The sequence below is a fragment of the Sphingobacterium sp. UBA7038 genome (genome assembly GCF_002494055.1).
GTDB classification, from domain to species: Bacteria; Bacteroidota; Bacteroidia; order Sphingobacteriales; family Sphingobacteriaceae; genus Sphingobacterium; species Sphingobacterium multivorum.
The window spans coordinates 137513-157789 of the sequence record NZ_DLAV01000025.1 but is presented as its reverse complement, the minus strand read 5'-3'; the positions used below and the strand labels follow the sequence as shown (position 1 = coordinate 157789).

Below are 20277 nucleotides of genomic sequence, written 5' to 3'. Positions count from 1 at the left end.
GGAAGCCATGATCATCAAAAGACGCCAATTTCTCAAAGCAGGTTCGCTCGCAACAGCATCTCTACTGCTGCCCAATTTCTTAAAAGCCATGTCTTTGCCTGAAGCGCTGGAAAGGGGACATAAGGTGTTGGTCATCTTGCAGCTTAGTGGCGGCAATGATGGGCTGAATACTATTGTTCCGATGCGCAATGATATCTATTTTCGGGAAAGGCAGACGATTGCGGTCGATAATGCACTAACGCTCACAGAAGAAGCAGGTATTCATCCGGCTTTACCTTTTTTCAAGACACTTTATGATCGTGGCGAACTGGCTGTACTCAACAATGTCGGTTATCCCGAGCCCAACAAATCGCATTTCCGCAGCATGGATATATGGCATAGTGCGAGCCGAAGCGACGAATACCTGGAGAGCGGCTGGATAGGCCGCTACCTGGATCAAGCCTGTTACGACTGCGGTCATCCAACGCAAGCTCTGGAAGTGAATGATATGCTGAGCCTTGCCCTCAAAGGAAAACAGAAAAAAGCGTTCGCGTTTAAAGACCCCAAGAAGCTTTATCAGACCAGCCGTGAAGAGTACTTTAATACACTCTATCAGGAACATAAACATCAGCATGAAGAGGAGACAGTCGCCTATCTGTATCAGACCCTGGGTGATACGATCAACAATGCCGACTATATTTTTGAACAGAGTAAAGCCAGGAAGACCGCAGCAGCGTACCCCGATTCGGTGCTTGGAAAGGATCTGAAGACGATATCCTCGTTGATTAAATCAGATATCAATACACAGGTATATTATCTGCAGATCGGTAGTTTTGATACGCATATCAATCAGCAGCAGCGGCAGGAGAGCTTATTCCACACCATCAACGATGCCGTGGAGGCGTTTGTGGACGACCTCAAGAAAAATGGCCTTTTTCAGCATGTCATGGTGATGACCTTTTCGGAGTTTGGTCGCAGGGTGGCCCAGAATGCCAGCAATGGCACGGACCATGGCACGGCCAACCAACTTTTTTTTCTATCTGGAGGATTGAAAAAACAGGGCCTGCTCAACGCGCTGCCCGACCTGACCCAGCTCAATGAGGGGGATCTCCAGTATACGGAAGATTTTCGAAAAGTATATGCTACACTATTGAAAAAATGGCTCGATGCAGATTCAGCCAAAATATTGGGTTGGAAAAATGGGATTTATGATTTTATCTAGCCAACTGCGACGTCTTTCTTGTTTATTTTTCTTGTCACAGATTCCATATAAGGAATGATACAAAACCATATTGTTTCATTTTCATACGAACAATTCTACTGTTTGGTTGTTTAAATTAGAGAAAATGTAATTTAATGTGCTTTATATTAGAATAAAAGCAACATAACACTCTTTTTGTTTCTAAACCTTACATTTTTAATAAAATAAATACTGATATGAACAATTTAGAAGTGAACGATGTCCAGCAACATTGGAATAATTTTATTTCCTCTGCCATTGCCTGGGCGCCCCGTATTATTACTGCCGTAATTTCTGCTTTACTTATTTATCTGATCGGATCCTGGATCATCCGCCTAATCAAACGGATGATAGACAAGGCATTTGAGCGGCGACAAATGGATGTCTCCTTGCAGCGATTTTTAAGCAATCTCATCAGTTGGATTTTAAATATCTTATTATTTATCGTTGTCGTTACACAATTGGGGGTGCAAACCTCGGCATTTGTGGCCATTATCGGTGCAGCAGGTCTGGCCATAGGTCTGGCCCTGCAGGGATCCTTGTCCAATTTTGCCGGCGGTATACTGATTTTACTCCTCAAGCCTTTCCGCGTGTGCGATTACATAACTTCCACTACAAATATCGCGGGTACGGTGACAGAAATTGATATCTTCAATAACAAGTTAAATACACCACAAAATCGACAGGTGGTTGTTCCAAATGGGGTGTTGTCAAATAGTAGCATCACCAATTATACAAACTTGGAACACGTCGCACATGGTTTGACATTGGCGTTGCCTACGATGCTGATCTGAAACAGGCAAAAGAAATACTCCTCAATATCGTTAGAAGCAATGAATTTGCCTTTAAAGAGCCGGCGCCGCAGGTGGTGGTGACAGAACTTGACGACAGTGCAATCAATCTTTCTGTGCGCGTCACGACTTCCAACGAAAACTTTTGGACCATGCAGGAACAGCTGATCATTGACTGTAAGGAAGCTTTGGATAAGGCTGGGATTGAAATTCCATTTCCGCAGCGCGATGTACATATCCGAAATAATTCCTAATTGAGGAGAGAGGCTATCGACTGGTAGAAGAAATCCGCGCTATGTTAACTTTTTTCTCCATGCTGAATATAGTGCAGCACAAAGCCGTTTGAGCGAACTCAGACGGCTTTGATTATTGAAACGTAAATGAATGTTAACCGGTAGAAGATTGGTGATTGTCCCCTATGTCCTTTTTTATCGGTTTATTATCCGGTTATGGAGGGCGCTATAGGGCTGATACTTTTACTAACCAAAAGTAGGTATTCAATTTACATATTTCCGCCAGCTTTTCTTTACCAATTTACTCAATTTTTAGTGGAAGAAAAGATAGTTGAAAATAAAGTATACTAATATTGTAGATTTTATTTTATGTTTACTATATTTGTTTTATCAACCTAGGAGATAAGCTTGGGGCTGATCGCCTTCGGATTTATCAAGTTCTTTCCCATGCAGATGCCATTTCCATCACTTGCCAATCTGAATACCGATATCGGTGAATATGCCCCCTTTAAGTTGTATTGGCAAATCGTCGGTGTATCCTATAAATATGAGATCTTTTTAGGCTTTTTGGAGATAGCGGCGGGAAGCCTGCTCTTCTTTCGGCCCACGGTCGTAATAGGAGCCATTATCAATGCTGGAGTCCTCTTTAACATTGCCCACGCCAATATTGCCTACGATGGCGCAGTTCATGTATACAGTTCATATTTTGTATTGCTTTCCCTTTTTCTATTGCTGCAGTATCTGCCTGCAATCTGGAAGCTTTTTATCCTGCGCGAACCAGTAAGCACCTATTACTATGTGCCCAAGTTTGTCAGGAAGTGGAATAAGCCATTTTATTTTGGCCTAAAGGCGACCATTGTGGTCCTGTTTATTTTCGTTTATGGCTTTTATCGCTATGAACGATTCTATGATGAAGGGCGTCTAATAGAACCCATACTTCCTGGGCTAGCAAAAGCTGCAGGACATTGTGAGGTTTCGAGTTTTCTGCTGAATGGAAAGTCTCAGGCTTATTCACCTGCCGATTCGGTACGCTGGCATGAGGCCTTTTTCGAACGATACTCAACCTTGGTCTACAAGGTCAATAAAGCCAATTCGATCGATCTTGGCAATGGTACCCCAGCTTTAAATGATGTGCTCAAAACTTACGAATTTACAGGCCGGGCCGGAGGGAAGAACTACCTCTACTATGAAATAGACTCGACAGAACATGCACTGTATCTGATCGATAAAAATCAGAAATTTAGTAAGGAACAACGTAAAAAACTAGATGAAAAACTAGATGTGGGACTGAAAGCGCTGTATGGAAAAGCGCAGGGCGATAGTCTGCATGTGCTGAAATGGGTGTACGAACGACCAACAGCAGAACAGATCAAACTCAAAGGGCTGGATGCTAGTGGTAATAACCTCTAAATTACCCTCAATCGCGTCAAAGAATCCTATCTCACCGGTAAAGAATGGTATATGAAAAATACACTATTTACCTACTAATTGTCTAAAAAAAAGAATGTTATGAATAGAAGATCATTTATCCATCGTTCAGCTGTCCTTTTTACCCTTGCTTCGGCAGGTCAGGGGGTATTCTGTTTTGGAAATACCAATAATTTAGCGAATGGCTATAGCATCAGGCAGTTTGAAGATGAAGGCCTGGTACAGTTTTCCTATGCGATCTTGGCCGACAAGAAAATTGTGCTTGTGGACCCGGCCCGTGATCCAAGGCCCTATTACGCTTATGCAAAGGAGCAGGGAGCGAAAATTATCGCGGTTGTGGAAACACATCCGCATGCTGATTTTGTGAGTTCCCATCTGGAGATTCATCAGGATCTGAAAGTTCCGGTTTATGTCAGCAAGCTTGTCCGTGCGACCTATCCCCACCATACTTTTGACGATGGCGATACCTTAAAGATTTCGGACCATATTGTTTTGCATGCCATCAATACAGCCGGACATTCACCAGATAGCATCTCTGTTTTGCTAAAAGAAAATGGTCGCGATGTGGCGATCTTTTCGGGGGATGCGGTATTGATTGGTGGAGTTGGAAGGCCCGATCTGCGTGAGTACTCGGGAGAACAGGCTACGCAGCGTGAAAAACTGGCGCGGCAGCTCTACCACACCGTCCATGATATCTATGCAAGGTTAGGCGATCAGGTGCTTTTGTATCCAGCTCATGGCGCTGGATCACTTTGCGGAAATGCGATAAAGGGTGCTAAGCAAAGTACCATTGGTGCTGAAAGAACCCATAATTTGGCTTTTCAGCAAAAATCGGAAGAAGCGTTTGTCCAGCAGATTCTGGCAGACCGTCCGCCTGTACCGATTTACTTCCCTTATAATGTAGCATTGAATCGTCGGGGAGCAAAGCCATTATTGGCTTCTTTGTCGGGTATTTCAGTGGTTTCGGCAGCGGCGGTGCCCCAGGCGCTGAGCACTGTCCTCGATACCCGCCCCGCTTCAGAATTTAAGGCGTCACATTTTCCGGAGGCCATTAATATTCCCGAACGTAGCAAGTCAGAATCTTGGGTAGGGACTTTTATTGAACCGAAAGACGGCTTTTATCTTGTTGTCGATACCAAAGAACACGGTCAGGTGCAGCTCGAAAAGCTGGCTAAAATTGGCTATGAACAGTTTGTTAAAGGTATCGTGTTGTATGGGGATTTCGCGGGACAGCCTTCGACAGCTTTTGATCAGGCTGCATTTGACAGGGCGCAAGAGCAATATTTTATAGTGGATGTACGCACGGCCGAGGAAGTTAAGACTGGGCCTGTTTTCAAAGGGGCACATAACATTCCGCTAGCCGAATTGAAGGCGCATATTGCCGAGCTACCAGTGGATAAACCTATCGTTGTGCACTGCGCTTCGGGCTATCGCTCGGCCATTGCAAGCAGCCTCATCAGTGAATGGGCGCCAAAAGCGCAGGTCTGGGATATCGGTGAACATATTAAAAGCTACAAGCAATCGGTGAATTAACAAGAGGATTACACTTAAATGCATACATGATATGAAAGATTTAAAATTATTGGCTAGCATGTTATTAGCAGTGGCGGTGTTGCTCAATGTGACTAACTGCCAATCCAGGCAGGATACGAAGGAAGCCGTAAAAAATAGTCAGGTTTCGTTGAAAAAGCAAGAAGGAGTTCGCTTTAAGCAGGAACTTGAAAGCCTGAATAAAACGAACAAAGTGCCGGTACAAATTCCCGACAATCCGCGGATCGTCTATGCGACCGAACAGGATGTGCTGGAGCTTGAAAACGGTATTGTCCTTTTTGGATGGCCCAGCTGTCCCTGGTTTCGGAATGCCATAACGCCGCTGCTGGAATTTGCCCAGGAGGAAAAGGCGGCTATTTATTACCTCAATATTCACGATATCCGGGATCTTAAGGAGAAAGATAAGGACGGTAAAGTGATCACGACCAAGGCCGGTAGCCCGGGTTATGAAGCTATTTTGGCAAAATTTCACGATATCCTAAATCCTTATACAGCTGTGGGGATTGATTCCATTAAACGGATTTCTTCGCCGACGGTATTATTTATTGAAAAAGGTAAAGGCGTGCATAAGGTTGTTTCTACGGTCGTTTCACAGACCGATCCGAAAATCAAGCTTGATAGTACACAGCGAAAGGAGCTAAAACAACGGTATCGCGCCTATTTTTTGGATGAACATATTATATAAATGATATTTCTTATAAAGTTGTTTGATAGGATTGTATATAAGTTCTAAAGATGGGTGCGGCCCGGAAAATAAATACTTTCAATGCAGGTGAAAATTTGTATCCAAGGGCATAAGTTATAGTAAGGGAATCAGTAGCTGAAAAAGCCATAAGGATACATGGTGTCAACATTATCGTAAATTAAATGGATAACATATGAAAAAAATAATCAATCTTGGACTTTTAGCGTTTGTTTTAACGACATTTACAGTCTCCTGCGGATCTGCAGGTAAAAAAAAGGATAATAGCAAATCGTTGTCCGATTCTACTTCGTCAAAGCGCTCAAAAAAGGAACAACCCAATACAGGCTGCGACTAGGAGTCATTAAAAACTAGCTTATGCGAAAATTTGATGCAATCATTATTGGTTCGGGACCAAATGGACTTGCTGCAGCGATTACCTTTCAGCAGCAGGGGCTGAGCACGTTGCTGATTGAGGGTGCCGATACAATCGGTGGGGGAATGCGAACCAAGGAACTTACAATTCCGGGTTTCAAACATGATGTCTGTTCGGCAATTCATCCCATGGCTATGGCATCGCCATTTTTCAGGAGTTTACCTTTGGAAGCATTTGGGCTATCTTTTGTTAAGCCTGAGTATGCGGCAGCACACCCATTGGACGAAGGGGAAACGGGGATTCTTTACCATAGTCTTGCCGAAACGGTAAAGGGTTTGGGGACGGATGGTGAAAGGTATCGTAAGCTGGTGGAAAAGGTCGTGACAGTTTGGGAGGGCCTTGCGACCGATATTATGGGACCATTATCCTTTCCGAAGCATCCTTTGTCTTTAGCCTCGTTTGGGCTGGATGCACTTCAGCCGGCAAGCTGGACAGCAAAGCGCTTTACTTCCGTGCAGGCACAGGCTTTATGGGCAGGGATGGCGGCTCATGGAATTCAGCCCCTAGACAACTGGACAACTTCTGCAATTGCCATTGTACTTGCGGCGGTAGGCAACAAATATGGCTGGCAAATACCGATTGGCGGCTCACAATCCATTGCCAATGCGCTGTTAGGCTATTATCAATCGTTGGGCGGGGAGATCCAAACAGGTTTTTGGGTAGAGGATGTTCGCGATCTGCCGTCCCATAAAGTTCTACTCTGTGATATCACACCCCGGCAGTTGTTGCAGCTCAAAGGTATAGGTCTTGCTAGCGGCTACCGCAGGCGCCTCGAAGGCTTTAGACAGGGAATGGGGGTATTTAAAGTCGATTGGGCGTTATCAGAAAAGACGCCTTTTAAAGATCTGCGCTGTCAGTGTGCGGCTACGGTGCATTTGGGAAATACCTACGCCGAAATTGCCGAAAGCGAGCAGCGGAGCCATCTTGGGAAGCAAGTGGATAAGCCTTTTGTGCTGTTTGCGCAACAGAGTGCGTTTGATTCCACTCGTGCTCCCGAAGGCAAGCATACGGGATGGGCGTACTGCCATGCTCCTAATGGGAGTAGGGTCGATTATACCGAAGCGATCGAAAATCAGATTGAGCGCTTTGCGCCGGGTTTTAAAGAAACCATTCTGGCCAAGCATAGCTTTTCTCCTATGGAGCTCGAAAAGTATAACCCAAATTACATCGGTGGTGATATCAATGGCGGTATTATGGATGTTTCGCAGTTGTACAGTAGGCCCATTTTGGCTCTAAATCCATACCGAACCTCTGTCGACACGATTTATCTCTGTTCATCATCGACGCCTCCGGGTGGTGGGGTGCATGGCATGTGTGGTTATCATGCTGCACGGACAGCACTCAAGGAACATTTCGGTTTGCTGTTGTAAACCACGCCGAATAAGCATTTCCTTATCTGCCTCTTTTTGTGGTACTTGTGGCTACAGGTTGGAAGAGAATACCTACTTGGATTTTAGGACAAAGGACAGTCTGTTATTCCAGGGAGCTACAAATTCTGCTGAATTGCAAGCTGTACTTGCCCAGTTGCCACAGAATAAGTGATTTTAGCCGTTTTTTTATTTTTCCGCAGCATAAAGTCTTTAGAAAAAATAAGCTAATGGCTGTGAGTTTCTAATTTCGGCAGTATTTTTGCAATATAGGGCTACGAAAACACCCCAAATAATATGTTGCATTAGGCCAAGATAATTTCTTGGCCTTTTGTATGTAATTCCCCCTTTCGTATGTAGACAATATCCCAGGTTAATACTTATGATGGCAATATCGGTTTCGATGTTGCTTTTTCTATCGCTAAATACTAAATAAAAAGAAATAAATCGATAAGAAGAAATAAATCGGTGCGTACGGCAAGTATAAACTTAGGAAAGACACTTTGGCCGGGGTAAGCTGGGCTCCTGACGCAATAAAATGCCTACCAAGCTATGATGCCGAAAAAGGAAACTTTAACACAGGTCAGGCAAAAGTTCATCTTGCCATCGCAGGGCGTACTACAGATGGATGGTATCCGATGGGTAAAGTTGATGTGTTATAAAGAGAACAATGTGTAACTATCTATTTATATTAACTAGGTCAAATGTCTTATTAATATAGATTTATTATTTTTTATTTTTGATATTGTGCCAGTTTGTCAGCCGTATACATAGGTACTCAATAGGCTTTAATGAAGTGTCTTGATTTCCGAAAGCAGTGTTTGTAAATAGGGCTATCCTAGACTTTGCTACAGGAGAATGCGGTCAACTTGTGCATTATCTTGACGAATGGGGTCAAGGGCCGGCTCACTTCGTTGTTTTTGTGTGCTGAACGCCTCAATTTAGCTTTTGTGGGGATGGATTAGACTCTGGTTTTTGCCATGGAAATGTCGATGGTGCGCTGTTATTTTATAGGGATGTCGGACTGGCTCCATTCGGAAAATCATGAGCCGTAGAGCAAATAAATTAGAGTTGTTGTGTTTTTAACAAATATGCTAATTATTTATATACAGTGTATTGTGTGTTTTATATCAATTAAAAGTATAGGTTTTGTTTTACCTCTTAAAGGCCGCTAAGGTGTCTTTGAAAAGACGATGTGTGGGATGAAAGGATGAAATGATTGTGGAAAAAAATCCATAAATTAGGGGAACTAAACAAGCTGTTTTATGAATGGAAAATTTATCCTAAAAGCTTTCTTATTATTTGCGCTTTGCCTGATCCATGTAATCGGTCATACGCAGGAAAGCAACAACAATAAGAAATTGTGGGCAAAATCAATTTTGAATCAAAAGGCGCCAAAACTTGAGGTGGAGCAGTGGCTCACAGATGTGCCTGATACAAAGGGTAAGTTTATCCTTATTGATTTTTGGGCTACTTGGTGTGGACCCTGCCGGAAAGTAATTCCCGAACTCAATGAATGGCATAAGAAGTATGGTGATAAACTCGTGATCATTGGCCTTTCGGATGAAAAAGCAGAGGTCATTAAAAAGGCGAAGGAGATTAAAATAGATTATTTCTCAGCGATTGATACGAAAGCGAAGTTGAAGAAACAGCTCGAAGTTCAGGGAATACCACATTGCATTCTAGTGGATCCTGAGGGCATTGTGCGTTGGGAGGGTTTTCCGACGTTAGAGGGGCATGAGCTCACCGATGATGTTGTTGCTCATATCATCAGAAAGTATTCCAGAAAGCGCGGGAGATTCAAGGATAGCAGTCCATACTTTCTGCGACAGGAAGAAGTGATGTTGGCTGGATTGTAAAAAGTCCTCCATATGCCAGACCGATCAATCGTCCGATTTTTTGCCGTACTTGGGTATGGAATAGATAAAAAAAAAGTGTAACGGTTGCCCGTTACACTTCGCAAGAAGATAAATAAATTATCTTCTTGTGTGTTTACTTAATTATGCGATACGTACGTTAACAGCATTAACGCCTTTTTTACCGTTTTCTACATCAAATGTTACACTGTCATTTTCGCGTACTTCGTTGATTAAACCAGATACGTGTACGAAAATGTCGTCTCCACCACCAGCAGGCGTAATAAAACCAAAACCTTTTGTTTGGTTGAAGAATTTAATAGTTCCTTCTTGCATTGTTTTATAAATTATATTAAAGTAATCTGTACTGCACTATTGTGATAAATGAATATGAACAATAGTTAATCGATTTTTTGCAAGAAATAGGATCTGATTTTAATGATCTTGGATTGACTCAAGTCCAAAAAGGTCTTTACCTCCGTTTTGCTAACAAAAAAGCTTCTGAAAATGCGAAAACTGAGTGTTAAGTATAACTTGACGATTTCAGATAAGCAAAGGCGGAGCCGATTATAATACAAATTTAAGTATAAAATATTGATATATACAGTGTTTTGTTATTTTTTATGAAATAAATCCTATGCAGGCTCTGTGTTAGCATAATAGCTACACGATGTAGTGGCAAAATTACATTAAACCCGATAAGTAAAAGCATTGATATTCATACCGGCGCCAACAGACGCAAATAGGATGATATCGCCTTCTTGAAGGGATTGATTGTCTAACTGACCACGGGCAATGAGATCATAGAGCGTAGGAATGGTTGCTACGCTGCTATTTCCAAATGTATGGATGGTCATTGGCATAATATCGGGCGGGGGTACTGTACTGTATAGTGCATAGAATCTCATCAGAATGGCTTCGTCCATCTTCTCGTTGGCCTGGTGGATCAGTATTTTTTTGATTGCCGTGATATCGATATCCGCTTTTTGAAGGCAATCCTGCATGGCTAAAGGAACTTTGCTGAGTGCAAACTCATAGATTTTACGTCCTTTCATTTTAATATACCGTATATCGGGGTTCTGCTCTTGTTGATAAGAGCTCCCAAAATTGAGATAGTTCGCTTCCTCAAGCGCATAAGTTGCACTTTCATGTGATAGGAGCCCTTGCTCTGTCGTAGTGGCTTCGATGATTACGGCGCCAGCGCCATCCGCATAGATCATCGAATCTCTGTCAAAAGGATCTATAACACGGGAAAGCGTCTCTGCGCCAATGACCATACAGCGCTTTGCCATACCTGATTTTATGAAAGCGTTGGCATGCAATACGCCTTCGTTCCAACCCGGACAGCCAAATAGTAGATCATAAGCCACACATTTTGGATTGCTGATACCGAGCTTTTTCTTCACCCTGCTTGCTAAACTTGGTACAGTATCCGATTGGATTTTGCCAGATTGCACATCGCCATAATTATGTGCAACAATAATATAGTCCAATGTTTCAGCAGCTATACCGGCGTCTTCAATGGCACGTTGACCAGCTAGGAAAGCAAGGTCTGAAGCCACTTGGTCAGGATCGGCGTAGCGGCGTTCCTCAATGCCGGTGATTGCCTTAAATTTTTCAATGACAGAAGCCGGCTCCTTGAACGGCAACCCATTTTCATCCAAAAAAAGATGGTCGGCGAAGTCTGCATTGGTTATTTTTTTTGATGGAATATAACTGCCAGAACCGATAAATCTAATGTTCATAATTGTTTCTCCGTACGTATTGTGTTTAAATATATTTCGACGATCATCCCCTTATGCTATGCTGATTCCTTATGGTCGTATACATTCACATTTCTGGCGGCTTATTTCCTTCTCAGCCTTAATTTACTAAATATTATCGGGATGGCGCTAATTTTCTTTCTCACACCAGTCCAGCAGTGGCTTGTATAAGCTCTGAATATCTTTCGGGTTATTGTCTTTATACAGGCGGAACAATTCGGCGTTAAATTCATCTGCTTTGGGAAATCCTTTTTTATTGACCATCATATCGTTGACGTTTTCAACAATCTGGCCAAAAAGATCATGATCATTTCCAAATTTATCGTAACAATATAAGATGAAAAGCCCCCAAGTTAAATACTCATCAAATACTTTTACCGGACTTGGATAATGAACTGTACTTTTGTTTTCTATATCGACCCATAAGTCCCTATTATTGAATATGGTATCAATCTGTTTTTTGTTTTTTTCGCTCAATGGACCTACGTAGTTGTGGTCTATCTCCGTAAAAATAATGCGTGTATTGAATGCTTTTTTGAATTTGGGGCTCCAGGATTCGTCTTCGCGGAGGGTGGGTAAAAAAAGCAAAATTTCTTTGAAACCTTTGTACTTGAAGGTGTGAGTAGCATTCATTCCGGCAATCAGGGGGGAAGTCAATACACGATAGCTATTGATTGTATAATCGAACTTCTTTTCTAACCATTCTTTTTGCTCGGCAATGGAAGCATACTCCTGATATGCTGTACGAAGGCTGTCGTAATAGCCTTGATGATCTTTGTAGAATGCCCGGTATCCGCTCTTTCTGGCGAATTCTTCCAGGTCGTTTTTATAAGCAGGGATAGGATTTGATTTCACTTGATAATTTCCAACTCCTCTCGCTGGAAAAATATAGATGTTTGTAGGTACTAATTGGTCGTTTTTGAACTTAAAGCCATATACATTGGCTGCTAAGAGGAAATAGTTGGTTAGATTCGCTCGCAGTTGCTGGTCAAATTTCTTTACGATAGGCAGATTGGAAAATGGGGTAAAATGCGCTTTGACCTCTTCAATATACGCCGTATTCTGCTTGGTCATGTTTGGATTTTCCTTACCAAAGTCAGTTATCGCAAAGATAATATAGAAGAGTTCCTGTGCTTCATTGATTTCAACAGTTGTCTTGCCGTCGTTTTGGGCAATGTAGGCTTTGCTAAAATCGACGTCTTTTTCTTGGCAGATGGCCACGTTAGCCAGTAACACAAAGCATATTAAAATAAAAAAGATATTCCTTTTCATCGTATCGTTATTTCATATAATTATTGATAAGACATGTTGCTGACAACGTAACGTTTTACCGGTTATGGTCATGTCTGATTGGGGATTTCACTATGAAATGAAATATTCCCGACTGCAATTATAGGGAGATTTCTGCTTGTTTTATAATAAAATTTGTACAATTAGAAATGAATTCGGGTAATTGAAGAGGCTCTATATCATCAATAGCAAATAAATAACTTGCCAGGTTATCAGCCATAAGGGGTTGGAGCTGTATCACACAGTGGTTACAAAAGTACAAGGTGATGGGCAAGCCCGTATGGGGGAAGATTCGTACCTGCTTCGTACCTTATTCGGATGCGATACAGATATTGTACAGGTGCTGAACAGATATTGTCCAGACCCTAAACAGGAATTTTCTGGTGAAAAGCTGGTCAATAATTGTTGCAAGTCTGTTCATCTCCGAAGGTGGTACGAACACAATACGAACGCAAGCCGAAGACATTAGCCCACGACACAAAAAAACAAACGGTTAGCCTGCAGCAAAAAGTGGATTGGATTGGAAAAGCTCCAATGGAATTGAAGCCTTCATCTGGCGCCCTTTTTGAGCGTTAGATGAAGGCTTTATGTTTTAGTTAAATAGATATGCTGCAGGACTTCGCTGCGAAAAAGAATACAGCGAGCCATATGAGTCCTTTGGCCAGAAAGAAGAGAAATGCTCCAATTCCGGCACGCTTAAGCCATTTAGATTTGTTATCTTTTTGCTCCATTTATGGGATTAAACACGAACACTCCAATTTTAGTTCGCACTGGCAATAGGAGTGAATACTTCGCCAAAGTTATAAAAAGTTTGGTTTGCAATCTCTACTGCGCGATCGTAAGTCGCCGGATCTTCTGAATATTTGTTTAATACGGCTGTAAAACCAGCCCACATCTCACGGCTATTTTCGCCATAACCTTCGAAGAAAGAAGTTCCTTTGGTAACACCATATTTGTTGAGCATCTGCACGATATACGGACCACCCATGATTGAACCTTCCAAAACATATAATGATGCAAGTGCTTCCTGTACATTTGCTACAGCTGGAGCATTTGCTTCCGGCAGGCTATCTACGTTGCCACCCAGAGCTTCGATGTCGCTTTTGATGTAAGATGAGTTGCGGCGTTCGGCCAAATCTGGCAATACTTCTTCGGTTACAAAAGGAGCGATACTATCTTCTACGGCACGGAAATAAGCATAAAAGCCTTTCAATACTTCGGCGTAATCTGCTTCTGAACGAATATTTTTCAATTGGCGCACGATCGTTCCTTCTACGTTTTGGTGAGCTGCGTGCGTTTGCTCTTTGATATGTTGACTTAACATGTTCTTATTTTTATTTATAACGATTCTATACAAAGATTCGTATTTATTTCCACAAATTTATGCTGTTTTCTGCTTTATCATCTATGAAAAATGGTTTTAATTTAAACATAAGTATGACTAAATCCGGCTGCAATAAGTTTCTTACTTTAACCTAAAGTTTGTTTTAAGTAGCAAATTTTCGTCTGCTGGCATCGAAAAATAAGTAACCGACGAAATTGCTGTGCGGTTTTCGTCTTTTGTAATGTCCTTTAGCGCTGCTGCAAGCCAGGCTTCCTTTGGATCCCCGGGATGGCGGGAGGTTTCTACCGGAGCTAAGGCCAGGTCGACGGGTATGCCATCAAAATAATCACACCAGCCATTGGCATTCCGGATGAGAAATGAAGCTAGGTATACATCGAAATCTCCAATGTGGACTGAAAAAAAACCTACGGGTTTGCCAAATGTCTGCTGACCAATCAGGCGTATCGGAATATAAGGTTTGAAACTGCTGATCAGGAGTTCGCTTGCCGAAGCCGTGCGTTCTGATACAATGCATGACAGCTGCTGTAGTGAATTGAAATGTCCCTTTTTGATAAAGTAATGCGTATTGGCTTTTTCACTATAATCCACATCGGCGAGGGTGGCAGGGCGTCCTTTGTATTGGACCACTTTGCCATTGGCATCCAGATAGGGTTGCTTAAGGAGTAGTTTTGCTTTGCCTTGCTGTACATTCGGATGAAATTGTTCGCTGAACATAACTTTTTTATCCAGTTTGGCTGGGCTAATGAGGTTGGCTAAATATTCTGCCGTTTCCACATAACCGCCACCGTTATGTCGTAGATCGAGGATTAAATGAGTAACTTGCTTTTGAGCCAGTTGGGCTGAAAGCTGATCCAGTTCGGCCTTCACTGTCTGGAGCTGAGGAAAAGAGGGAATGTAAAGATAAGCAATCCGTTTGTTTCCCACAGACCAGTAGGACAGGTGTGTAGCATACTTGTAGGGTGTTTCTATGCTGGCTATGTGACCACTACTTTTCTTGTCGTTACGACGACGCTCCAGATATGAATATTTGGGTTTATTGGGGATGGTCGACAATTCGTAAGGTCTATCTTTCTTGTGCAAAGCGTATTGGCTGAGGGCAAAAAGTTCACGTTCATAGGCCGTTTGCTCGGGTTCTATTTGGGCATATTTTGTCCGCGGATCAAAGGTGGTATACGAAGGGAGAGCTTCCTGCCAGCGGTAGAGCTGTTTGGCATACAGGTAGATTGAGTCGAGCGTCAATTCTTTTTTTGTTCCTGTTTTTGGACTAATAAATTCATCGGGCAGCGTTGTTGTCTTACTGCCGTTCTGACAAGCTGTTATAGCAGTTATTGTAACTAATAGACCAACTATTGGGCGGATTCGATTCATGATTTGATGCGCATTTTGTTCCTTATGTCTGTAGTAGCTTCGCTACAAAATGGGTAATTATCTGAAATTTAATACTTTTTTACTTTTTTATTTCATATAAAAGCCTAATTTTGTGCCAATTTATTTAATTTTTGATGCCTCCGCTACTGTGGAGTACTCAAAATGTCCCAAAGGTATCCCCTTTGGGATTTTTTATTTTAGGGCAATACAGGTCGCTCTGTTTTGCTTGGCACATTGGATAAACTCTCCAAAAAAGCCAAGATATTTTCCTGTTCTTTACTACTTAATCGGACATTTTGGATATGTGGCGATAAGGTGCCATTGACCTGTTGTCCTGTCTTTTGGGGCATCCCTTGACTCAGTAGGTTGATCAGTTCACCTAAGCTCGAAATACTACCATTGTGTAGGTAAGGGGCAGTATGGACCACATTGCGCAGACCCGGTGTGCGAAATTTACCTTTGTCTGTTTCCAGGCCTGTTGCCTCAAAGCGACCATTGTCCAAGGCACCTTTGCTGGTAACAGCATAGCCCAGGTTATGAAAATCGAGATCGGTAAAGAAGGCACCATTATGGCAGTTGATGCATTTTCCTTTGGTCCGAAACAGATGTAGGCCTTCGAGCTGTGCATCGTTTAATGCCTGGTAATCTCCTTTGATAAAACGGTCAAAGGCGGTTTCGCCGCTGCTAATTGATCTTGAATACGCTGCTATGGCATCCAGCAATCCTTCGACGCTCATCGTCTGGCTCGAATAAGCCGCCTCATATAAACCGAGGTAGCCTGGTATAGCTTGCAGCTTAGCGGGTAAAGCAGCTGTATTTCCGCCCATTTCGATGGGGGAGTTGATGGCTTCGGCAATCTGCTCTCGATAAGTCATTGCGCGGCCATCGTGGAAGAGTTTGCCTTCCAGGTACCAGACATTTTCTAGGGAAGGTGTATTGCGGTGATGCAGTGCGATCCCATCTGCCGTTGTTTTTTGGTCGATCCAGTAGGTGTCCGGATGATGACATGAAGCGCAAGTCTTCATGCCATTACCGGTGCGGGGGTCGAAAAATAAGGCTTTGCCAAGTGCGATTAGCTCGGCCTTATCTTTCGATGGGTTTTCGGGTAAAGCGGCCAGTTCATGTACCTTGATATTGCTGTACCAAGCAGCAGCTGGCCATTGCGTTACCGATTTACTATATTGTTGGCGTAAGGTTTCTTCAGGTTGAGGGACAATCATTGGCTCTTCTGGTGTAGACTTACCTTTGCGGCAGCTGTATACAATGATAGCTGCTAATGCGATCATGATAAACTGCTTTGTTTGATTAGTGATAATCACGATTAAAATGAGTTGGTAAGGCGTATTAGTTTAGCGTGATATAATAAGTATCCTCTAATAATACTTTTCCTGATTTGTCTACCATTTTTAGCTTGTTGATTCCACTACCCGCTACGTTGGACGGTATAGGGATGGTGACCGTCATTGCGTTCACATCAAATACCGCATTGTTTATACTATATTCTTTATTCAGGTTATCCACTGCGATGAAATGGTCAAAATCGCTTTTAAAATAACGCTCGTAAAGGACTTTACTCTGCAAAGGAGCCACAAAGTTCTCTCCTTTTTTAACGCTATATAACAGATTATTCTTTATTAATACATTGAGGACGCTAGGTAAGACAGCCTCAAATGGATCGCTTACGATGGAATAACGGCCTGAGACCAATTTGACCTTATAGCCAGTACCTGCTTTGAAGTCATCTGGAGCAGCAAAAGTAACAGCAAAATTAGTGGGTACTATATTTTTGCTAATCGAAAGTAATGTTTCTTTTCCATCTTTATCTATTAAATAGCCTTTAGTTTGTGTCTCGCTAGGGATAATGTTTTCTCCGATAAAAGTAAACGTATTCGGATCAGTGATGTAGTATTGACCAGACGATAAACTATTGAATGTAGCTTGCACGAGGGGCTGATTGTATTGGAAGGTCAATGTATAATTTTTGCTGGATCCGTCCTGTGCGCGAACAGTATAGGTGATGGGTTTTTCGGATTGGAGTTTTATCGGTGTACCTGATGCCGGGGTAATAGTCGCTAATTCTGAAACTTTAATCGTAGGTGTAATGCTTTCGGGCTGCGCCACTAAGGGAGGCCAATATAAGATAATCTTGTCATTCACAATGCTGGCTGACAGTATTTTACCATTTGCATCCTGAATGCTAAAAGATTCGATGTCATTGTAGGGCAGGCTTGGGTATTCCGTTTTACAGGACCAGCATGTTAGTGCTAGCATAAAAATAGCTAGAAATTGAAGGATATGTGTTTGTTTTTTCAAAAATGAGTGTTGCATAATTTTTTTGGTTAAAAAAATCGTTATGCGGATGTTGATTAGGCTAAAAAGATCCGCAACCCATCCACCAGGTTGCGGAATCTTTCATTCATTAAATAGGAAGGACTATAATGCCTTAACTTCGATATTGGTATCTGCTTTTACTTGTAATTGACCTGCCACTACTTGTTGGCCAACATTTGTAAAGTTAATTAACTTAACAGCATACGAAGCTCCGGAAGAATTTCCGACCAATACGGTCAAAGGTTGGATTGCTTGGTTTGCATGGCTATCTAAATCATATTCATACCATTCGCCACTGCCCTGTGATGATACTGGAGTCGCTGTTGCCCAATCTGATGCTGTAACGGAAGAGATGTCTTTTGCTACCGTTCTGATCGAATAAGATCCATTAGCCTTGATCGAACCATTTACATGGCTAAAGAATGCAACCTGACCAGAGCTACTCAAGCTTTGTGCACCTGTAGCAAGGTCTACATATACCGCAGGCCAAGTTGCTGCAGCGGCTGGGCTCCACCATTGACCTACAACAGAGTAGTTACTATTTGCCTTAGCTTGGTTCAGCGCCAAAGGAGCTGTTGCTGATTCTGTTGTTGGGGCTGCTGCCCATACTGCTGCCGATAGCACAGTCACGGCCATCGCTGATTTTAAGATAGTTTTGATGTTTGAGTTCATGTTGAGATCTCCTCTTGTTTTAATTTATTTAATTTTGATGCCACCATGGCATACTGTGGATGCTTGTTTAGGATTCCGTTATTGTACTTGGAGACAGCTGTGTCTTTACAACATCGGCCCAGTCTTTAAATTGGAATTTGATCTGCAAATTATCAAAGGTTCCGATTGGCAGAGTCGCTGGTAATGAAACTGTCATTTCGGTACGGTTATAAGATTTGATTGTCAATGGATAATCTTTTCCATTAAGTGTCATGATAACGGCCGTAGGATCTAGAATAACCTTATCTAGGCCAGCTTTTATGGTCCAATCTTTATTTTTTGCGAGATTTAGACCCAATAAGCTAACAATTACATCAGGTTGACGATACGTAATTTTGAGCGGATTGGCTAGTGTAATGGTGTGGTTGATGTTGGTCACCTCCACATCATAGGTGCCTGCTTTAATATCGGACGGAATACGGTTTTCTCGTTCAGTTCCCGTATAACTTAATTGATAACCAACATTTCCTGATACTTTCAAGCTATTGGGCTTAGCCATCTTATAGCGTTCTTTGGTCTCTTGATTAATCAATGCGATACTGACCAATGCGGGATTGGTATGCATGAAAGTCCCATTTATCGCTGGAAATGCACCTCCAGGCCCTTTTGTAAGTGAAATGGAAGATGTCGATGCAAAAGTCGCTTCAAAAGATGGCGTACTTTGTAGCTCAATCTTTAAGCTATAGGTTCTTGTGGTGCCTGTAGCGGACTTTACGGTATACGTCTGTTTTTTTTCATCTGTTTTAACGGGCAAAATTTCTTCTGTTAAACTGGCTCCGTTAGCAACTTTAATAGTCGGATCGATGACGAGCAAGCCATAATAATAAGGGAGATATACCGTAATGGTATTGGCCTCATTGTCAATGGCACCGTAAATGACATCATCATTGGGGAGGTTGGTGACCTTGTATTCGAGTATTTTATCTGCAGGAAGTAAGGCTAATTCTTCCGTTTTGGTGCAGCGGGTTAGCAGCAATCCTAAAAAAAGGAAGCTTAAAATGCTGTATAATCTTTTCATGTTAGTTTAGTGTCTAAATCAGAATGCGTAGCTTATCGTATTTAGTTAGCAATCACAAATTTGCTACTACCAGCTTTGGCAAGTACATATTGGAATGTAAAGAATGGTGTTGGTGAATCTTTAAACCAATCTTTTGGATCCAAAAGGTCTTTGTAGATACTTTGTATCTTGATCTTGGCGTAGTTCCCCTGGGCTGTACGGACGATCAATGTATTACTTTCGATGGGATAGCAAACGTGTTTTTTGTTTTCCGCTCCACCACCTTTGATTACGCCGTCAAAATCATATAAATACCAACCTAGGCCTTCACCAAACGCTCCTGAGTCATCTGTACCATAGGCTTTTTCACCTTTTCGGAATTCGGCATCTGAGGGGATATCGATTACATCTTCAAATTTTTTCTTGACAATTAAGATACCGCCTTTGCCTGGGCCTCCTTTACCAAATCCGTTTGCTGTGTTGTTGCAATTGATAAAACTGCGGTATATTTCTGAGCAAGAGATGTCCCATCGTGCGGTTAGTTTATAATCCGGTGTCACAGCTTTGTTCTGTTCCAAACTATAATATATTGGTGATTGCGCTGTGTTTGGTGCACTACCCGCGGGTAAATCTTCGCCAAAATTCTTAACCGTAATCAAGCGGTTGAACATAGCTTCTGGTGCAACAGGATCGGGTTCAGGCTCTACTGCTGTGGGCTCGCTTTTGCTGCAAGACCCCAACACAATTAAAAATGCCAATACCGGTATGAATTTTAATAGTTTACTGCGTTTCTTTATTGTCATTGTTACTCGTTTTTTTTGTTAGTTGATAACTTGTCCCTTTTCTATACATGCAGTAGGGGTATTAGTATGTTATTTTTATTTAAATTGATTCTAAATAATAGTAAAG

Annotated in this window: 20 protein-coding genes; 10 read left to right on the top strand and 10 right to left on the bottom strand. The window is 42.2% G+C overall.

The genetic code is table 11. The features are described from left to right. Nucleotides 1-7 precede the first annotated feature (7 nt). The 10 genes from B3H30_RS17510 (at nucleotide 8) to B3H30_RS17465 (ending at nucleotide 9566) form a co-directional block, all read left to right on the top strand. Complete coding sequence (locus tag B3H30_RS17510; protein WP_286775386.1) at nucleotides 8-1201, top strand: DUF1501 domain-containing protein; 1194 nt, start codon at nucleotides 8-10, stop codon at nucleotides 1199-1201. A 215-nt stretch (nucleotides 1202-1416) separates the two neighbouring features. Then, nucleotides 1417-2013: a mechanosensitive ion channel family protein gene (locus B3H30_RS17505; RefSeq protein ID WP_286766825.1), complete on the top strand. Its 597-nt coding sequence runs from the start codon at nucleotides 1417-1419 to the stop codon at nucleotides 2011-2013. Continuing rightward, a complete protein-coding gene (locus B3H30_RS17500) occupies nucleotides 1986-2264 on the top strand; it encodes a mechanosensitive ion channel family protein (protein ID WP_201303616.1) in 279 nt (92 codons plus the stop codon). Before B3H30_RS17505 ends, B3H30_RS17500 begins: the two co-directional genes overlap by 28 nt. Before the next feature lie 426 nt (nucleotides 2265-2690). Then, nucleotides 2691-3653: a hypothetical protein gene (locus tag B3H30_RS17495; protein WP_286834735.1), complete on the top strand. Its 963-nt coding sequence runs from the start codon at nucleotides 2691-2693 to the stop codon at nucleotides 3651-3653. 99 nt (nucleotides 3654-3752) lie between these two features. Continuing rightward, the gene (locus B3H30_RS17490) at nucleotides 3753-5204 is read left to right on the top strand and encodes an MBL fold metallo-hydrolase (RefSeq protein ID WP_286775387.1); all 1452 of its coding nucleotides are present in this window, start codon (nucleotides 3753-3755) and stop codon (nucleotides 5202-5204) included. Nucleotides 5205-5235: 31 nt separating this feature from the next. Further along, the gene (locus B3H30_RS17485) at nucleotides 5236-5907 is read left to right on the top strand and encodes a hypothetical protein (protein ID WP_286775388.1); all 672 of its coding nucleotides are present in this window, start codon (nucleotides 5236-5238) and stop codon (nucleotides 5905-5907) included. Nucleotides 5908-6100: 193 nt separating this feature from the next. Continuing rightward, a complete protein-coding gene (locus B3H30_RS17480; protein ID WP_153847574.1) occupies nucleotides 6101-6262 on the top strand; it encodes a hypothetical protein in 162 nt (53 codons plus the stop codon). 20 nt (nucleotides 6263-6282) lie between these two features. Then, nucleotides 6283-7710, top strand: coding sequence for a phytoene desaturase family protein (locus tag B3H30_RS17475; RefSeq protein ID WP_286775389.1), 1428 nt, complete (start codon nucleotides 6283-6285; stop codon nucleotides 7708-7710). Nucleotides 7711-8210: 500 nt separating this feature from the next. Beyond that, nucleotides 8211-8369 (top strand): hypothetical protein, encoded by a 159-nt coding sequence (locus B3H30_RS17470; protein WP_286766830.1) that lies wholly within the window; start codon nucleotides 8211-8213, stop codon nucleotides 8367-8369. A gap of 603 nt (nucleotides 8370-8972) precedes the next feature. After that, nucleotides 8973-9566, top strand: a complete 594-nt coding sequence (locus B3H30_RS17465; protein WP_286766831.1) for a TlpA family protein disulfide reductase — start codon at nucleotides 8973-8975, stop codon at nucleotides 9564-9566. Nucleotides 9567-9707: 141 nt separating this feature from the next. Here B3H30_RS17465 and B3H30_RS17460 read toward each other — a convergent pair whose 3' ends face one another. The 10 genes from B3H30_RS17460 to B3H30_RS17415 form a co-directional block, all read right to left on the bottom strand. After that, a complete protein-coding gene (locus B3H30_RS17460; protein ID WP_070566486.1) occupies nucleotides 9708-9899 on the bottom strand; it encodes a cold-shock protein in 192 nt (63 codons plus the stop codon). A 353-nt stretch (nucleotides 9900-10252) separates the two neighbouring features. Continuing rightward, on the bottom strand, nucleotides 10253-11308 hold the full coding sequence (locus tag B3H30_RS17455; protein WP_115048445.1) for a 3-oxoacyl-ACP synthase III family protein: 1056 nt from the start codon (nucleotides 11306-11308) through the stop codon (nucleotides 10253-10255). A 147-nt stretch (nucleotides 11309-11455) separates the two neighbouring features. Beyond that, complete coding sequence (locus B3H30_RS17450; protein WP_286834734.1) at nucleotides 11456-12598, bottom strand: DUF4932 domain-containing protein; 1143 nt, start codon at nucleotides 12596-12598, stop codon at nucleotides 11456-11458. A gap of 778 nt (nucleotides 12599-13376) precedes the next feature. Further along, nucleotides 13377-13940 carry a biliverdin-producing heme oxygenase gene (locus B3H30_RS17445; protein ID WP_286727603.1) on the bottom strand — a complete coding sequence of 188 codons (564 nt, stop codon included), beginning with the start codon at nucleotides 13938-13940 and terminating at the stop codon, nucleotides 13377-13379. A 141-nt stretch (nucleotides 13941-14081) separates the two neighbouring features. Next, nucleotides 14082-15329, bottom strand: a complete 1248-nt coding sequence (locus B3H30_RS17440) for a S41 family peptidase (protein WP_286766833.1) — start codon at nucleotides 15327-15329, stop codon at nucleotides 14082-14084. 197 nt (nucleotides 15330-15526) lie between these two features. Then, nucleotides 15527-16615 (bottom strand): cytochrome-c peroxidase, encoded by a 1089-nt coding sequence (locus B3H30_RS17435; protein ID WP_286766834.1) that lies wholly within the window; start codon nucleotides 16613-16615, stop codon nucleotides 15527-15529. Between the two features lie 58 nt (nucleotides 16616-16673). Continuing rightward, complete coding sequence (locus tag B3H30_RS17430) at nucleotides 16674-17657, bottom strand: hypothetical protein (protein WP_286766835.1); 984 nt, start codon at nucleotides 17655-17657, stop codon at nucleotides 16674-16676. A 105-nt stretch (nucleotides 17658-17762) separates the two neighbouring features. Next, on the bottom strand, nucleotides 17763-18332 hold the full coding sequence (locus B3H30_RS17425; protein ID WP_286727599.1) for a hypothetical protein: 570 nt from the start codon (nucleotides 18330-18332) through the stop codon (nucleotides 17763-17765). Between the two features lie 67 nt (nucleotides 18333-18399). Next, complete coding sequence (locus B3H30_RS17420; protein ID WP_286766836.1) at nucleotides 18400-19389, bottom strand: hypothetical protein; 990 nt, start codon at nucleotides 19387-19389, stop codon at nucleotides 18400-18402. Between the two features lie 41 nt (nucleotides 19390-19430). Beyond that, complete coding sequence (locus B3H30_RS17415) at nucleotides 19431-20171, bottom strand: HmuY family protein (protein ID WP_286766837.1); 741 nt, start codon at nucleotides 20169-20171, stop codon at nucleotides 19431-19433. Nucleotides 20172-20277: the final 106 nt, after the last annotated feature.

Bases quoted from the DNA above. Each gene is read 5' to 3' on its own strand.
- B3H30_RS17510 (WP_286775386.1), top strand. From the start codon at position 8: ATGATCATCAAAAGACGCCAATTTCTCAAAGCAGGTTCGCTCGCAACA.
- B3H30_RS17505 (WP_286766825.1), top strand. From the start codon at position 1,417: ATGAACAATTTAGAAGTGAACGATGTCCAGCAACATTGGAATAATTTT.
- B3H30_RS17495 (WP_286834735.1), top strand. From the start codon at position 2,691: ATGCAGATGCCATTTCCATCACTTGCCAATCTGAATACCGATATCGGT.
- B3H30_RS17490 (WP_286775387.1), top strand. From the start codon at position 3,753: ATGAATAGAAGATCATTTATCCATCGTTCAGCTGTCCTTTTTACCCTT.
- B3H30_RS17485 (WP_286775388.1), top strand. From the start codon at position 5,236: ATGAAAGATTTAAAATTATTGGCTAGCATGTTATTAGCAGTGGCGGTG.
- B3H30_RS17480 (WP_153847574.1), top strand. From the start codon at position 6,101: ATGAAAAAAATAATCAATCTTGGACTTTTAGCGTTTGTTTTAACGACA.
- B3H30_RS17475 (WP_286775389.1), top strand. From the start codon at position 6,283: ATGCGAAAATTTGATGCAATCATTATTGGTTCGGGACCAAATGGACTT.
- B3H30_RS17465 (WP_286766831.1), top strand. From the start codon at position 8,973: ATGAATGGAAAATTTATCCTAAAAGCTTTCTTATTATTTGCGCTTTGC.
- B3H30_RS17460 (WP_070566486.1), bottom strand. From the start codon at position 9,899: ATGCAAGAAGGAACTATTAAATTCTTCAACCAAACAAAAGGTTTTGGT.
- B3H30_RS17455 (WP_115048445.1), bottom strand. From the start codon at position 11,308: ATGAACATTAGATTTATCGGTTCTGGCAGTTATATTCCATCAAAAAAA.
- B3H30_RS17450 (WP_286834734.1), bottom strand. From the start codon at position 12,598: ATGAAAAGGAATATCTTTTTTATTTTAATATGCTTTGTGTTACTGGCT.
- B3H30_RS17445 (WP_286727603.1), bottom strand. From the start codon at position 13,940: ATGTTAAGTCAACATATCAAAGAGCAAACGCACGCAGCTCACCAAAAC.
- B3H30_RS17440 (WP_286766833.1), bottom strand. From the start codon at position 15,329: ATGAATCGAATCCGCCCAATAGTTGGTCTATTAGTTACAATAACTGCT.
- B3H30_RS17435 (WP_286766834.1), bottom strand. From the start codon at position 16,615: ATGATCGCATTAGCAGCTATCATTGTATACAGCTGCCGCAAAGGTAAG.
- B3H30_RS17430 (WP_286766835.1), bottom strand. From the start codon at position 17,657: ATGCAACACTCATTTTTGAAAAAACAAACACATATCCTTCAATTTCTA.
- B3H30_RS17425 (WP_286727599.1), bottom strand. From the start codon at position 18,332: ATGAACTCAAACATCAAAACTATCTTAAAATCAGCGATGGCCGTGACT.
- B3H30_RS17420 (WP_286766836.1), bottom strand. From the start codon at position 19,389: ATGAAAAGATTATACAGCATTTTAAGCTTCCTTTTTTTAGGATTGCTG.
- B3H30_RS17415 (WP_286766837.1), bottom strand. From the start codon at position 20,171: ATGACAATAAAGAAACGCAGTAAACTATTAAAATTCATACCGGTATTG.